Below are 14,428 nucleotides of genomic sequence, written 5' to 3' on the forward strand. Positions count from 1 at the left end.
CAACCGCGGTCCTTCTTTTCTTCCTTCATCAGGAGTACAACCATGACCTCTACTGCCGTAACTGCAACCATCACCGAGCAGGAAATCTTCGCGTTCCACGAAGGCGGCAAGCTGTCCGTCGAGACCACGCAGCCGCTGGATTCGCAGCGGGCCCTCTCTATCGCGTACACCCCGGGCGTGGCGCAGGTGAGCCGCGGAATCGCCGCGGAACCGCAGCTGGCCGAGTCCCACACCTGGGCATCCCGGCTGGTGGCCGTTGTCAGCGACGGCACCGCCGTCCTGGGCCTGGGCAACATCGGTGCCTCCGCCTCCCTGCCGGTCATGGAGGGGAAATCGGCGCTGTTCAAGACCTTCGCCGGGCTGAATTCGATTCCGCTGGTCCTGGAGACCACGGATGTCGACGAAATCATCGAAACCCTGGTGCGCCTGCGGCCCAGTTTTGGTGCCGTGAACCTGGAGGACATCTCGGCGCCGCGCTGCTTCGAGCTGGAGAGCCGCCTCATTGAGGCGCTGGACTGCCCGGTGATGCACGATGACCAGCACGGCACCGCCATCGTCGTACTGGCCGCGTTGACCAACGCGGCCCGGGTCACGAACCGCGGGCTGGCGGGGATGCGTGTGGTGATTTCCGGCGCAGGCGCCGCCGGGGTTGCGTGCGCCACGATCCTCCTGGAAGCCGGAGTGCACGACGTCGCTGTCCTGGACTCGCGCGGAATCCTCTCCGCCGGGCGGGGGCTGGATGGGGCCAAGGGCGAACTTGCCGCCCGGACCAACCCGCGCAACCTCGAAGGGGGACCGGCCGAGGCGATGGCCGGCGCCGACGTCTTCATCGGTGTGTCCTCCGGAACCGTCCCGGAAGACATCCTGGCAACCATGGCACCGGACGCCATCATCTTTGCCCTCTCCAACCCCGATCCCGAAGTCCATCCGGACGTTGCCGCCCGCCACGCTGCCGTCGTTGCTACCGGCCGCAGTGATTTCCCCAACCAGATCAACAACGTCCTGGCGTTCCCGGGGATCTTCCGCGGCGCGCTGGACAGCGGCGCCCGCCGGATCACCTCCGCGATGAAGGTGGCCGCCGCAGCCGCCATCGCGGACCTGGTGGGGGATGACCTGGCTCCGGACCACATTGTCCCGAGCCCGCTGGATCCGAGGGTGGCGCCGGCCGTGGCTGCTGCCGTAGCTGACGCTGCCGGCTAGGCGGGCGGCGGCAAACTGCCGGTTCCGGCGCCCGCCGGGGGTGTGTCCTCCGCCGTTTGTGCGGAACGTACCCCGGGCGGGCGCTGTGCCGGAATCCTGCGGCCACAGTTCCCAGTGATCCAAAGGATGCTTAGTGTTGGAGTAGGCTTTATTGGTTATTTCCCAGCACTAGGAAAGCCGAGGAACCGATGGGTGCCAGCCAGACAGGCCCTAGCCAGACAGGCCCTAGCCAGGGAAACGCCGGACACGTTTCACACCCGGCAAAAGTCATTGCAGTAACCGTTGCCGCAGCAGTCGGCGGGCTGCTTTTCGGCTTTGATACAGCCGTTATCAACGGGGCCGTCGACGCGATTGGCGGCGAATTTTCGCTCAGCGCAGGAGTGCTGGGCTTCACGGTTGCCATTACGCTGCTTGGCTGCGCGGTTGGCGCGTGGTTTGCCGGCCAGCTTGCGGACCGGCTGGGCCGCAAGACGGTCATGGTGGCGGCTGCCATCCTCTTTGCCGTCAATTCAATTGGCTCTGCCTGGGCGTTCAGTGTCTGGGACCTGATGCTCTGGCGCCTAATCGGCGGCCTGGCCATCGGCACGGCGTCGGTCATCGCCCCTGGCTACATAGCCGAAGTAGCCCCGGCCAAGTGGCGCGGGGCGCTCGGATCGGTGCAGCAGCTGGCCATCACCCTGGGCATTTTCGCGGCCCTGCTCTCCGATGCCTGGCTCGCCAACAGTGCCGGCAGCGCGTTCAACGAACTGTGGTGGGGCATGGCCGCCTGGCGGTGGATGCTCCTGGTGGGCGTAGTCCCGGCCATCGTGTACGGAATCCTGGCACTGACGATCCCGGAGTCGCCGCAGTATCTGGTAAGGAAAAACCGCGACGAAGAAGCCGCCCGGGTGCTCCGGAGCATCACCGGTGTCCAGGACACGGACCGGAAGATCCGCGAAATCCGGGAAAGCTTCGCAAGCGAAGAGCGCGCCACCTACGCGGACCTGCGCGGAACCATGCTGGGCCTGAAGCCCATCCTGTGGATTGGCATGTCCATCGCCGCACTGCAGCAGCTGGTGGGCATCAACGCCATCTTCTACTACTCCACCACCCTGTGGCAGTCGGTTGGCTTCAGCGAATCGGACTCCTTCACGACGTCGGTGATCACTTCCGTAGTCAACGTGCTGATGACGATCGTCGCCATTGCCTTCGTGGACCGGGTTGGCCGCCGCAAGCTGCTCATGACCGGCTCGATCGGCATGTTCGTGGGCCTGCTGGCGGCAACCGTGTCCTTCTTCCAGGCGGACAGCAGCAGCGGAGAAGTAGTGCTGCCGCAGCCCTGGGGTGCTGTCGCGCTGATCGGCGCCAACCTGTTCGTCGTCTTCTTTGCAGCAACCTGGGGACCGGTCATGTGGGTGACGCTGGGGGAGATCTTCCCGAACAACATCCGATCCCTCGCGCTGGGGCTGAGCACCATGGTGAACTGGATCTTCAACTTCATCGTCACGCTGTCCTTCCCCTGGGTCAGCGAAAACTTCGGGTTGTGGATCATGTACGCCATCTTTACGATCTTCGCGGTGGTCTCGTTCTGGTTCGTCAAGACGAAGCTTCCGGAGCTCTCCGGCCGCGAGCTGGAGGAGAACCGGGACAAACTGTGACTCATGGTGCTGGGGCGCCTGGGCATCGGCTAGTGAAAGCTGAGGAGAATGGTAATTTTGGGTAATGGCAACGGCGAACAGTAACGAGCAGACGGAGGCAGAGCCGATGAACAGCTCCGCAAGCACCAGGACCCAGCGGGCTAACGGGAGCTCCTCCCTCGCTGGACTGACCAAGGTGATGGCGCGGCTGCTGCCCCGCCAGGTCAGCGACGAACTGTCCCTGGCCCTGGCCGAGATGAAGCAGAAGGGCATCAAGGCCGGTGTCGCCGCCGCCTTCGTCGTCGTCGCCCTTCTCTTCCTGGCTGCGCTCGGCGTCGCCCTGATCTCCGCGGCCATCCTGGGACTCGCCACCGTCATGCCGGCGTGGCTCGCCGCACTGCTCGTCGCTGCACTCTTCCTGGTGATCGCCGCGGTTGCCGCCCTGGTGGGAATCAACCGGTTCAAGAAGACCATGCCGCTGCTCCCGGAGGATGCCCTCCGCGGTATCCGCTATGATCTTGGCGTCCTCAAGGAAGGACGCAGCTTCGATCCCGCAACCCTGGACGCGCCGAAGAAGCCCAAGGAGCAGAAGCCTGAAGAAGGCAAACAGGACAAGCCCGAGGACGCCGTGCAGAAGCCGACCCCCGAGGAACTGCGGATCCGGCTGCGGCAGCGCCGCGAGCACATTGCCGCCGTCCGCGACGGCCTGGGCGAGAAGACGGACGTCAAGAAGCAGATGGCGGACCTCAAGGCACGCCGCGCTGCAGACCGCAGGAACGGCACCGCCGGCTCCGGCGCCCAGCAGGGCGAGGGCATGGCGGACGAGGTCGGTGCCATGTTCCGCGAACGCAAGCAGCCCCTCGCGGTTCTGGGCGCCTCCCTCCTGGCCATGGGGATCCTGCTGCGCAGGCTCCTGCGAAAATAGCGCCTTGAACAGGAAGGCAGAAGGAGTTCGGCAGTGATCAGGCTCATCGGCGCCGGAACACGACCGGGCCGGGGTGAGCGGGTCCTTGATACCTTCTGGACAATTCCCAACCTGATCACCATCCTGCGGTTCCTCGGCGTACCGCTGTTCGTCTGGCTGATCATCCGGGATGACTACGGGGCAGCGTTCATCACCCTGGTCCTCGTGGGCTCCACGGACTGGGTGGACGGCTACCTGGCGCGGCGCCTGGACCAGGTGTCGGCGACCGGGAAGTGGCTGGATCCCGTAGCGGACCGTCTCGCCCTGATCATTGTGGCGACGGTGTTCGTCGTAGACCGGATCGCGCCGAGCTGGTTTATCTGGGCGATCGTCATTCCGGACCTCATCCTGATCATCAATTCGCTGATCCTGTTCCGCGGCAGTCCAAACCTCCCGGTGAGCAACATCGGCAAGATCCGCACGGCACTGCTGCTGGTGGGTGCCCCCATGCTGCTGCTCCACAAGGTGCCCGGCTTCGACTACGAGTGGCTGGCCATCGCCGGGAACTCCGTGCTGGTCCTTGGCTGCATCGGCCATGTTGCAGCCTTTGCCGGCTATCTGCGGGCTTCCTGGCACAAGCACCGGAGGCAGCTCGAAGCAGCAGGCGAAGCCCATGGTTCCTAGGCACGGACCGGGGGAACCATGACCGCCGTCGCAATTGCCTGTGCCCTTGCCAGCGCCGTCTTCCTCGCCTTTGGTGCCCAGCGCCAGGGAAGCGCGGTCAGCGCAGACACCGGCGGACTCAGCCTGAGTTCCGCCGGACTCGGCCGGCTGCTGCGCAACCCGCGCTGGCTCTTCGGCCTGCTCCTGCTGGGGACAGGTACTGCCCTGAACGTTGCGGCACTCGCGATGGCGCCGCTCACCGTGGTCCAGCCCATCGGTTCGCTTGCGCTGGTGATCACCACGATCGTGAACTCACGGGACCAGGGCCTGCGCCTGAACCGGGTGACGGTCGTGTCCATCGTCGCCTGCGTCGTAGGCAGCATGCTCTTCGTGCTTCTCGCCGTCGGGGCCACCCGGACCGAACAGGTGGTGGAACCCCGGCAGGAAATCGTGATCGTTCTGATCCTCGCCGTCGTTGTGGCGTTCTTCGGCCTGCTGAACCTGCTGTTCGGCAAACGGCTGGGTGCAATAGCGCATATCCTTGGCGCCGGCATCCTCTTTGGCTTCGTCGCGGTGCTGACCAAGACCATCGCCGCGGACCTCCTGGATCCCAACGGCCGTTTCCTGCTGAACGTGCCCTGGTACACCATCGTGGGGATCGCCGTCGCCGGCGGGCTGGGTGCCTGGTTTGTGCAGAGTGCTTATTCCAGCGGTCCGCCGGACCTGGTAATCGCGGGACTGACGGTTATCGACCCGATGGTGGGCATCGCCATCGGAATCGGCGTGCTCAACGAACTGCGGCCGGATGTCCCCGCCGTACTGGGCGTCGCCATGGGTGTCTGCGCCGTGATTGCTATTGTGGGGGTGGTCGCTTTGTCCCGCTACCATCCGGACGTCATCAAGCGCCGGGAAATGAACAAGCGGCGGCAGAAGCCCGCGTCCACCCGGACCGGGGCCACCCGCAAGCCCTGATACCGTACGGCCCGACCGCCACAACACCAATAGAGGACTTTTTACGTGACCGAGGAACCGGCAGACAAACCGCTGACCATCCTGATCGCCTGCGACACCTACCCGCCGCACCTCAACGGCGCAGCCCAGTTCGGCTTCCGCCTGGCGCAGGGCATGCACGGACGGGGACACAATGTGCACGTCCTGGCTCCGAGCCCGGACAGCGGGCCCGCGCATTCCGAGACCGACGGACCTTGGACAGTGCACCGCCTCCGCTCGCACGGAGTGCCGACCCATGACTACTGGCGGATCTGCCTCCCGTGGGAAATCAAGAAGCACATCTCCATGCTGCTGGACAAAGTGAAGCCCGACGTCGTGCACATCCAGTGCCATTACATGGTGGGGGAGTACACCCTCTACGCTGCGCGCAAGCGCGGGATCCGGGTGGTGGCCACCAACCACTTCATGCCGGAAAACCTGGACCCGTTCCTGCCCTTCCCCAAATGGTTTAAGCGCATTGTCGCCAGGAACTCGTGGCGGGACATGGGCAAGGTCATGGGAAGGGCCGCTGTCGTGACGACGCCGACCCCGCTGGCTGCCAAGGCCATGGTGGAGCACGCGCGCCTGACGGACGTTCTGCCGCTCTCCAACGGAATCGACGCGTCAACCTATGAACTCCGTGCCGGCGAATCCGTCGACCGACCGGACCACCCCACCGTGCTGTTCGTGGGCCGGCTGGCCGAGGAGAAGCACGTCGACGTGCTGATCAACGCCGTAGCCAAGACGCCGCGCGAACTGAATGTGCACGCCGAGATCGTCGGCGGCGGTGAGGTTAAGCCCGCCCTCATTGCGCTGGCCAAGCAGCTGGGCATTGAAGACCGTGTTCAGTTCCGCGGGCTGGTCAACGACGAGGAACTGCGCCAGGCCTACCTCCGCGCGGATATCTTCTGCATGCCCGGTACTGCCGAACTGCAGTCGCTGGTGACCCTCGAAGCAATGTCCGCGTCCACTCCCGTACTGCTCGCCAACGCCATGGCGCTGCCGCACCTGGTGGAACAGGGCCGGAACGGGTTCCTGTTCGAGCCCGGAGACAGTACCGAAGTTGCCGGCCGCATCACCGAAATCCTGCAGCTGCCCGAGGATGAGCGGCTGAAAATGGGCCAGCACAGCCGCAGCATGGTTGATGCACACAGCCTCGAAGGCACCCTGGCCACCTTCGAGAAGCTCTACCGGACGGACAGCACCGCCTAGCCTCGCCGCACCCCGGGCACCGCCTGATTCGGTGCCCGGGGCCGCAGCCGATTAGGATGTTCCTACTGCCTGTCAGGACACTGGCAGTACGCGGGGCTGTAGCTCAGCCGGTCAGAGCAGCGGACTCATAATCCGTGGGTCGTGGGTTCAAGCCCCACCAGCCCTACCCGCACGGCGCGCCATCTGCCATTCCGGCGGGTGCAGCGTACAACACCCCGGTCTTCGGACCGGGGTGTTTTTTGTTTGGTCCTGCAGGGAGTCGCCGTACGTGCCCGGCAAACTGTCCAGCCCGGGGGATTGTGCCCGATGTTACTCACGGGTAACATAAGGGGCAGCCGGCTTCACGGCCCGGATCGAACTGGATCAGCGAAGGACATTCCATGGCAACTATCGACGTCGATAACCTCCCCTACGCGGACGGCGACTTCTACGCATTCGAAGACCTGCTCAGCGACAAGGAGCGCGACCGCCTTCACGAGATCCGTTCCTGGCTGGCGGCCGAGGTCAAGCCGTATGCCAATGACTGGTGGAACGCCGGCACCTTCCCCACCCACATGATTCCCAAGCTTGCCGAGCTGGATGTTGTGTCCCCGGTCTATCGCCAGGGCTACTCCAACCTTTTCGCCGGGCTTTGCCACGCTGAATTCACCCGCGCCGATACCTCCTTTGCCACCTTCATGGGCGTGCATGACGGCCTGTTTACCGGATCGATCGAAGCCCTGGCCTCCGAAGAGCAGAAGGAAGCCTGGCTGCCGGACATCTACTCCCTGAAGAAGATCGGCGCCTTTGGCCTGACCGAACCGCTCGGCGGTTCGGACGTTGCCGGCGGAACCCGCACCACTGCCCGCCGCGAAGGGGACAACTGGATCCTCAACGGCGCCAAGCGCTGGATCGGCAACGCCACCTTCTCAGACTGGGTTGTCATCTACGCCCGCGACGAAGCGGACAACCAGGTCAAGGGGTTCCTCGTGGACACCAAGACCCAGGGCTACACCGCCACCAAGATCGAGAACAAGATCGCCCTGCGCACCGTGCAGAACGCGGACATTGTGCTGGACAACGTGGTGGTCAGCGACGACTACCACCTCAAGGGTGCCAACAGCTTCCGGGACACCAACAAGGTCCTGAAGGTCACGCGCCTGGCCGTTGCCTGGCAGGCTGTGGGCCAGCAGATGGCAGCGTTCGACGTTGCCCGCCGCTACGCCGTCGAACGCCAGCAGTTCGGCAAGCCCCTGGCGTCCTTCCAGCTGGTGCAGGAACAGCTGGTGCAGATCCTCGGAAACACCGTCAGCTCAATGGGCATGATGGTCCGGCTGGCACAGCTCGAGGATGAGGGCCGCGCCAAGGACGAGCAGTCAGCCCTGGCGAAGGCCTTCACCACCGCCCGGATGCGCGAATCGGTTGCGCTGGGCCGCAGCATCCTGGGCGGCAACGGAATCGTTACCGACTACGGAATGGCCAAGGTCTTCGCAGACGCCGAGGCCATCTACTCCTACGAGGGCACCTATGAGATCAACACCCTGGTGACCGGCCGTGCCATTACCGGAATCGCTGCCTTCGTCTAGGCTCTCCAGCGGCCCGGCGCCCAGTGGGAGCAGGACGCTCGGACGCCGGTCCATGACGAAGGCCAGCGGGTCCACGTAGTCCCCGCCCAGCCGTACTCCCCAATGCAGGCAATTGCCGGGGCAGTGCGGCTGTCCGGTTTCACGCCCCGCAGCGCCGCGCTGCTCGAGCTCACCAAGACGCTGGCCGGGCAGGACCGGATCGCCGGGGGAGAGGATGCCCGCCACCGGTTCGAAGCTGCTGAGCAGGCCACCCCCGTGATCGACAGTCACGACGCCGCGGTCCACCACCCGCCCCGAGAAGCGGACCGTGCCGAAGGCGGGCGCCAGCACTGCGTCTCCCGGCGCGGCAGCCAGGTCAACGCCGCGGTGGCCGGGAAGCCAGCGCTGCGCAGGCTTGTCGAAGACCCGGAGAACGCGCGGCTCTGGGCGCAGGGGCCATTCCCACCCGGGAGCGGCTGGCGCAGGTTCGGCCCGGCTTGAATCGGCCACCGTCCACAGGCATGCCAGGGCCAGGACGGCGATCCATGCTGTGCCTGCACCTGCGCGGAGCCCGGTCCACCGGGTCTGCCCGGGCGCGGCGGGGGAAACCACGGGCGGCAGGTCAGGGGTCGGCAGGTCCGGGGCCGTCGAATGTGCCGGAACGAAACACGTCATGGGGCCAGTCCACTCCAGCAGCGGCTGGTACGGCGCCCGCGTACCCGAACGCGGGGACAAGATTTCTCCGGACCGGGGAAGATGCGTTGCTGGGGAGGAAAGCAGGCACAGCCGCGGGCCGAAGTGCTCCGGCGCTGTAGTACACTTGACGAAGCAGTTTGCTGCGCGCTGATCCTCCCTGCCCAACCGGGAAAGTCCCTCCTGCCGCCACAGGCGCACCGGAGAAGCAGGACGGATCAGGAGAACGCGCTTCATGCTGACTACGCGTGCCCCAACTATCCACGTTTTCCGCAAGGAAAAACTGGGTGCGTTCCTGCGGTCCGGTGAACACCGGGATAGGGACGCACGCCACCGGCCTTTAACAGGCGCGAGGGCTGATGGGCACCAGGAGCAACACCCGCCGGGTGCTGCTGATAACCGTCAATTGGCAGCTTATCCAAGCGTGCGCACAGCGCCGCACTGCTGCCGGAAGGAGTGACGACATGCCCGTCGTTACCATGCGCCAGCTGCTCGACAGCGGCGTTCACTTTGGTCACCAGACCCGCCGTTGGAACCCGAAGATGAAGCGCTTCATCTTCACCGAGCGCAACGGCATCTACATCATTGACCTGCAGCAGTCGCTGTCCTACATCGACCGTGCATACGAGTTCGTCAAGGCCACCGTTGCCCACGGCGGAACCGTCCTGTTCGTCGGCACCAAGAAGCAGGCGCAGGAAGCCATCGCAGAGCAGGCCACCCGCGTGGGCCAGCCCTACGTCAACCAGCGCTGGCTCGGCGGCATGCTGACCAACTTCCAGACCGTTGCCAAGCGTATCCAGCGCATGAAGGAACTCGAAGAGATCAACTTCGACGACGTTGCTTCCTCCGGCCACACCAAGAAGGAGCTGCTGCTCCTCAAGCGTGAACTGACCAAGCTGGAATCCAACCTGGGCGGCATCCGCAACCTGACCAAGGCTCCGTCCGTGGTTTGGATCGTGGACACCCAGAAGGAACACCTCGCAGTTGACGAGGCCAAGAAGCTGAACATCCCGGTTGTTGCCATCCTGGACAGCAACTGCGATCCGGACGACGTCGACTTCCCGATCCCGGGCAACGACGACGCCATCCGCTCCGTCAACCTGCTGACCCGCGTTATCGCCGACGCCGTTGCCGAGGGTTTGATCGCCCGCCACAACAAGTCCGGCAACACCGAAGCCCCGGCTGAGCCGCTGGCTGAGTGGGAGCGCGAACTGCTCGAAGGCGCAGCTGCCCCCGCCGCCGAAGAGGCTCCGGCCGCTGAAGCCGCTGCTGAGGCTCCGGCCGCTGAGGCTGCTCCGGAGGCTCCGGCCGCCGAAGCTCCCGCAGAAGAAGCAAAGTAATTCGATTTCCACTGTGACGGCAGCTGCTTCCTAGCAGCTGCCGTCACGGAACCTTCGCCTGTGCGGCGGGCCGGAACCCCGGCCCGCCGCACAGCCGGAACTGCACCAATACTTTTATTACGGGAGGACTGGAGTCCAAATGGCGAACTACACCGCTGCTGATATCAAGGCTCTGCGCGAGCGCACCGGCGCCGGCATGATGGATGTGAAGAAGGCTCTCGACGAGGCCAACGGCGACGCCGACAAGGCCATGGAGCTCATCCGCATCAAGGGCCTCAAGGGCGCTACCAAGCGCGAAGGCCGTTCCACCGCCGAGGGCCTGGTTGCTGCCAAGGTCATCGATGGCACCGTTGGCGTGATGATCGAACTGAACTGCGAGACTGACTTCGTTGCCAAGTCCGCAAAGTTCATCGAACTCGCAGACCGCGTCCTGGCCGCAGCCGTGGAATCCGGCGCCGCTGACGCCGAGACCCTCCTGGCCTACGAGGTTGACGGCAAGCCGCTGTCCGAGGTTGTCGTCGAAGAAGGCGCGATCCTGGGCGAGAAGGTTGTTGTCCGCCGTGTTGCACGCGTTGAAGGCAAGACCGTCGACGCCTACCTGCACAAGACCTCAAAGGACCTGCCTGCACAGGTTGGCGTTCTGTTCGCCGTCGACGGCGAAGGTGACGCAGCCTTCACCGCCGCCCACGATATCGCCGTGCACACCGCTGCCTACGCTCCCACCTACCTGACGCGCGACGAAGTTCCGTCCGACCTGGTTGAGAACGAGCGCCGCATTGCTGACGAAACCGCACGCGCCGAAGGCAAGCCCGAAGCTGCCCTGCCGAAGATCGTCGAAGGCCGCCTGACCGGCTTCTTCAAGGAGATCGTGCTGCTCGACCAGCCGTTCGCCAAGGATGCCAAGAAGACTGTTGCCACCGTCCTGAACGAAGCCGGCGTTCAGCCGACCGCCTTCGCCCGGTTCCGCGTCGGAGCCTAAGGTACCGAAACGGCGCGTACGCACAGCGAACGCGAAATGATGGCATAGAGGGGGTGGCCACCGAAAGGTGGCCACCCCTTTTGCCTGTCCAAATCCCCTTATTACCCTTGAACCAGCTGACACGTTCACTCACCAGCACTGCCCCGGGAGGCATCATGGACCACGCTCTGAAAGACACCGACACTCCGCGCCGCCGCGTACTGCTCAAGCTCTCCGGCGAGGTGTTCGGCGGAGGGAAGCTGGGCGTGGATCCGGAAACCGTCCGCTCCGTGGCCAAGCAGATCGCCGCTACGGTCGGCGAGGTGGAGACGGCGATCGTGGTGGGCGGTGGTAACTTCTTCCGCGGTGCCGAGCTGTCCCAGAGCGGCATGGACCGCTCCCGCGCCGACTACATGGGCATGCTTGGCACGGTCATGAACTGCCTGGCCCTGCAGGACTTCCTGGAGCAGGCCGGCGTTGAAACCCGCGTCCAGAGCGCGATCACCATGGGCCAGGTGGCAGAGGCCTACATTCCGCGAAGGGCCATCCGCCACCTCGAAAAGGGCCGCGTAGTTATCTTTGGAGCCGGAGCCGGCCTGCCCTACTTCTCCACGGATACCGTTGCTGCCCAGCGCGCCCTGGAAGTCCACGCTGACGAGGTGCTGATGGCCAAGTCCGGTGTGGACGGCGTTTACACTGCGGACCCGAACAAGGACCCCAACGCACAGCGCCTGGAAACCCTGACGTACGACGACGCACTCCGCCAGGACATCCGGGTCATGGACCAGACGGCTATGACCATGTGCAAGGACAACGACCTGTCCATGGTGGTCTTCGGCATGGAGGGCGAAGGCAACGTCACCCGCGCCATCCGCGGCGAGAAGATCGGTACCGTGGTCTCGAACTGAGCCGCCTCCCGCGCGGCTGACCGCCCGGCACTCCGGCGGCATCGCCGCAGGTGCCGGCGCGGGAGCCGCGCGGGTTAGGATGGTAGAAGAGACCAAATTCGCCACTGCACGGTTCATTTCCGGCGCTGGCAATTCCCTTCCAATGAGGAGACACCGTGATCGAAGAGACCTTGAAAGAGGCAGCCGACAAGATGGACAAGGCTGTGGAGGTTGCCAAGGAGGACTTCTCGACCATCCGCACCGGCCGGGCGAACCCCGCACTTTTCTCCCGCGTCCTGGTGGACTACTACGGCTCGCCGACGCAGCTGCAGCAGCTGGCATCCTTCGCGACCCCGGACGCCCGCACGCTGCTGATCACCCCGTACGACGTCACTGCCCTGCGCGCCATTGAGCGGGCACTGAGTGACTCCGAGGTAGGGGCCAACCCGTCCAATGACGGCAAGGTCATCCGGGTGGTCATGCCCGAACTGACCCAGGACCGCCGCAAGGAATACGTCAAGATTGTCCGCAGCAAGGGCGAAGACGCCAAGGTTTCGGTCCGCAACATCCGCCGCAAGGCCAAGGATGGCCTGGACCGGCTGGTCAAGGACGGGGAAATCGGCGAAGACGACGGCAACCGTGCCGAAAAGGACCTGGACGCACTGACCAAGGCTCACACGGATTCAATCGATGAGCTGCTCAAGCGCAAGGAAGCCGAGCTGCTCGAGGTCTGATGAACCAATCCCAGCCTTCAACCCAGGCTGGCGGTTCCCCGTCTCCTGAGGCAGACCCGGCAGCGAAGGGCACGGACATGACTGTTCCCGATGGCCGCAGGGCCCGCAGTGCGGCTGCCCGTGCCGGCAAGCAGCGCAAGCCTTCCAAAGCCGGACGCAACCTCCCGGCGGCCATCGCCGTCGGCGTGGTCCTGCTTGGTGCGCTGCTGGTGGGCCTGCTGTTTTCCCCGGTGGCCATCGCGGTGATCGCCGCGGCGTTCTCCGCAGTGGGCGTCTGGGAAGTCTCCCGCGCACTGGAAATCCGGGGAATCAAGGTTCCGCATGTTCCGGTGCTGGTCGGCTCCGTAGCAGTGCCGCTTGCTGCCTACTTCGGCGGCACGGAGGCACTGGCGATGGCCCTGGCCGGTACGGGCATAGCCGTCCTGCTCTGGCGGACCATCGACACCGCGCAGGACGCTCTGCGCAGCATTCTTGCCGGTGTGTTCGTGATCCTCTGGATTCCGTTCCTGCTGAGCTTCGCGCTGCTGCTGCTGCGGGAGCCCGAAGGGCAGACCCGGGTAGCGGTCCTGCTGCTGCTGGTGGTTGCCAATGACACCTTCGGCTACCTGGTGGGGGCGATCTTCGGCAAGCACCCCATGGCGCCGAAAATCAGCCCCAAGAAGTCGTGGGAGGGCTTCGGAGGCTCTGTTGCGGGTGCCACAGTGGTGGGCGTCCTGGCCGCCGTGCTGTTCCTGGACCAGCCCTGGTGGTTCGGCCTGGTGCTGGCGGTAGCTACCGTCGCCGCAGCCACGGCGGGGGACTTCTCCGAGTCCATGGTCAAGCGCGAGCTTGGCGTCAAGGACATGTCCAACCTGCTCCCCGGACACGGCGGCGCGATGGACCGGCTGGACTCGGTGGTCTTCGCCTCGCCGGTGGTGTTCCTTCTCTCGGTCCTGCTCGTTCCGGGTGCAATGTAGCGCCGTCCCGGGGAGTCCTGCCCAGGTCCTGGGCGGGGAACACGTAAGATATTTTCGACGGTCCCGCATCCCGTGGCGGAAACAGACTTGACACCTAAGGATTAGCTGAACATGAACGATGCGAGGCAGGCCAGTGCCCCCTTTGAGCGTGTGGGCCGCAGGGAGTACGGATATAACGTCCGCCAGGTAGATGATTTCCTGACCCGGGCCCGGAACTACTACAACTCAGAGACACCGGGAGCCAAGGTTATTACCAGCCGCCACGTCCGTTCCATGGCTTTCGATCCCGCCAAGGGAGGCTACGAGGCACAGGCCGTCGACGCCGCCCTTGACCGGCTTGAGGACGTCTTCGCCCAGCGTGAGCGGGACCGGCTGATCCAGGAAAAGGGCGAAGAAGCCTGGCTGCTGCAGATCGGCCGCACCTCGGCCGTGCTCCGGGCCCGGCTGCACCGCAAGCCGGGGGAGCGCTTCCGGCGCCCTACCAAGAAGCGTGCCCACAGCTATAACGTGCGCGACGTCGATGCGCTCTGCAACGAACTGCTGGGCTACTTTGAGCACGACCGTCCGCTGAGCGTCGACGTCGTGCGCCGTGCAGTGTTCCGCGAGGCCAAGGGCGATGCGGGCTACGAAGAGACCCAGGTCGATGCGTTCCTGGACCGGGTCGTCGAGCTGATGGCCGCGATCGACTAACCCCACCATCGAGATGACAGAAACTGCTCGTTACAGCCCTG

At 64.9% G+C, this 14,428-nt stretch carries 13 protein-coding genes, 1 tRNA gene and 1 pseudogene; 14 read left to right on the forward strand and 1 reads right to left on the reverse strand.

The annotated features are described in order from the left end of the window. Positions 1-42: 42 nt before the first annotated feature. From GD628_RS14410 to GD628_RS14445, 8 genes are all read left to right on the forward strand, one after another. The gene (locus tag GD628_RS14410; protein ID WP_152275211.1) at positions 43-1,200 is read left to right on the forward strand and encodes an NAD(P)-dependent malic enzyme; all 1,158 of its coding nucleotides are present in this window, start codon (positions 43-45) and stop codon (positions 1,198-1,200) included. Between the two features lie 188 nt (positions 1,201-1,388). Beyond that, a complete protein-coding gene (locus GD628_RS14415; protein ID WP_152275212.1) occupies positions 1,389-2,837 on the forward strand; it encodes a sugar porter family MFS transporter in 1,449 nt (482 codons plus the stop codon). 64 nt (positions 2,838-2,901) lie between these two features. Further along, complete coding sequence (locus GD628_RS14420; protein WP_226802569.1) at positions 2,902-3,741, forward strand: phage holin family protein; 840 nt, start codon at positions 2,902-2,904, stop codon at positions 3,739-3,741. 33 nt (positions 3,742-3,774) lie between these two features. After that, positions 3,775-4,404 carry a CDP-alcohol phosphatidyltransferase family protein gene (locus GD628_RS14425; protein WP_226802570.1) on the forward strand — a complete coding sequence of 210 codons (630 nt, stop codon included), beginning with the start codon at positions 3,775-3,777 and terminating at the stop codon, positions 4,402-4,404. An 18-nt stretch (positions 4,405-4,422) separates the two neighbouring features. Then, positions 4,423-5,355 (forward strand): DMT family transporter, encoded by a 933-nt coding sequence (locus GD628_RS14430; protein ID WP_091606324.1) that lies wholly within the window; start codon positions 4,423-4,425, stop codon positions 5,353-5,355. A gap of 45 nt (positions 5,356-5,400) precedes the next feature. Continuing rightward, entirely contained in the window at positions 5,401-6,585 is a 1,185-nt protein-coding gene (locus tag GD628_RS14435; protein WP_152275213.1) for a glycosyltransferase, read from the forward strand. Between the two features lie 92 nt (positions 6,586-6,677). After that, positions 6,678-6,751: transfer RNA gene (locus tag GD628_RS14440), tRNA-Ile, on the forward strand. 214 nt (positions 6,752-6,965) lie between these two features. Next, positions 6,966-8,150 (forward strand): acyl-CoA dehydrogenase family protein, encoded by a 1,185-nt coding sequence (locus GD628_RS14445; RefSeq protein ID WP_152275214.1) that lies wholly within the window; start codon positions 6,966-6,968, stop codon positions 8,148-8,150. Between the two features lie 126 nt (positions 8,151-8,276). On the opposite strand, the pseudogene GD628_RS14450 reads toward GD628_RS14445, so the two are convergent. After that, a pseudogene (locus tag GD628_RS14450) lies at positions 8,277-9,059 on the reverse strand (M23 family metallopeptidase); the annotation flags it as partial. Positions 9,060-9,286: 227 nt separating this feature from the next. Here GD628_RS14450 and rpsB point away from each other — a divergent pair. The 6 genes from rpsB (at position 9,287) to GD628_RS14480 (ending at position 14,387) form a co-directional block, all read left to right on the forward strand. Beyond that, a complete protein-coding gene (gene rpsB / locus GD628_RS14455; protein ID WP_091606317.1) occupies positions 9,287-10,162 on the forward strand; it encodes a 30S ribosomal protein S2 in 876 nt (291 codons plus the stop codon). A gap of 139 nt (positions 10,163-10,301) precedes the next feature. Continuing rightward, positions 10,302-11,141, forward strand: coding sequence for a translation elongation factor Ts (gene tsf / locus GD628_RS14460; RefSeq protein WP_091606315.1), 840 nt, complete (start codon positions 10,302-10,304; stop codon positions 11,139-11,141). Positions 11,142-11,296: 155 nt separating this feature from the next. Continuing rightward, the gene (gene pyrH, locus GD628_RS14465; RefSeq protein ID WP_091606313.1) at positions 11,297-12,028 is read left to right on the forward strand and encodes a UMP kinase; all 732 of its coding nucleotides are present in this window, start codon (positions 11,297-11,299) and stop codon (positions 12,026-12,028) included. 155 nt (positions 12,029-12,183) lie between these two features. Further along, a complete protein-coding gene (gene frr / locus GD628_RS14470) occupies positions 12,184-12,741 on the forward strand; it encodes a ribosome recycling factor (protein WP_091606310.1) in 558 nt (185 codons plus the stop codon). A gap of 77 nt (positions 12,742-12,818) precedes the next feature. Further along, positions 12,819-13,697 carry a phosphatidate cytidylyltransferase gene (locus tag GD628_RS14475; protein WP_226802571.1) on the forward strand — a complete coding sequence of 293 codons (879 nt, stop codon included), beginning with the start codon at positions 12,819-12,821 and terminating at the stop codon, positions 13,695-13,697. Between the two features lie 111 nt (positions 13,698-13,808). Next, a complete protein-coding gene (locus tag GD628_RS14480; protein WP_176697612.1) occupies positions 13,809-14,387 on the forward strand; it encodes a DivIVA domain-containing protein in 579 nt (192 codons plus the stop codon). Positions 14,388-14,428 lie beyond the last annotated feature (41 nt).

This window comes from Arthrobacter koreensis, assembly GCF_009193255.1.
Taxonomy (GTDB): domain Bacteria; phylum Actinomycetota; class Actinomycetes; order Actinomycetales; family Micrococcaceae; genus Arthrobacter_B; species Arthrobacter_B koreensis.

What these genes read in the sequence shown, in the direction of transcription:
- GD628_RS14430 (WP_091606324.1), top strand. Translation starts at nt 4,423, where the DNA reads ATGACCGCCGTCGCAATTGCCTGTGCCCTTGCCAGCGCCGTCTTCCTC.
- GD628_RS14415 (WP_152275212.1), top strand. Translation starts at nt 1,389, where the DNA reads ATGGGTGCCAGCCAGACAGGCCCTAGCCAGACAGGCCCTAGCCAGGGA.
- GD628_RS14475 (WP_226802571.1), top strand. Translation starts at nt 12,819, where the DNA reads ATGACTGTTCCCGATGGCCGCAGGGCCCGCAGTGCGGCTGCCCGTGCC.
- pyrH (WP_091606313.1), top strand. Translation starts at nt 11,297, where the DNA reads ATGGACCACGCTCTGAAAGACACCGACACTCCGCGCCGCCGCGTACTG.
- GD628_RS14420 (WP_226802569.1), top strand. Translation starts at nt 2,902, where the DNA reads ATGGCAACGGCGAACAGTAACGAGCAGACGGAGGCAGAGCCGATGAAC.
- GD628_RS14445 (WP_152275214.1), top strand. Translation starts at nt 6,966, where the DNA reads ATGGCAACTATCGACGTCGATAACCTCCCCTACGCGGACGGCGACTTC.
- rpsB (WP_091606317.1), top strand. Translation starts at nt 9,287, where the DNA reads ATGCCCGTCGTTACCATGCGCCAGCTGCTCGACAGCGGCGTTCACTTT.
- tsf (WP_091606315.1), top strand. Translation starts at nt 10,302, where the DNA reads ATGGCGAACTACACCGCTGCTGATATCAAGGCTCTGCGCGAGCGCACC.
- GD628_RS14410 (WP_152275211.1), top strand. Translation starts at nt 43, where the DNA reads ATGACCTCTACTGCCGTAACTGCAACCATCACCGAGCAGGAAATCTTC.
- GD628_RS14480 (WP_176697612.1), top strand. Translation starts at nt 13,809, where the DNA reads ATGAACGATGCGAGGCAGGCCAGTGCCCCCTTTGAGCGTGTGGGCCGC.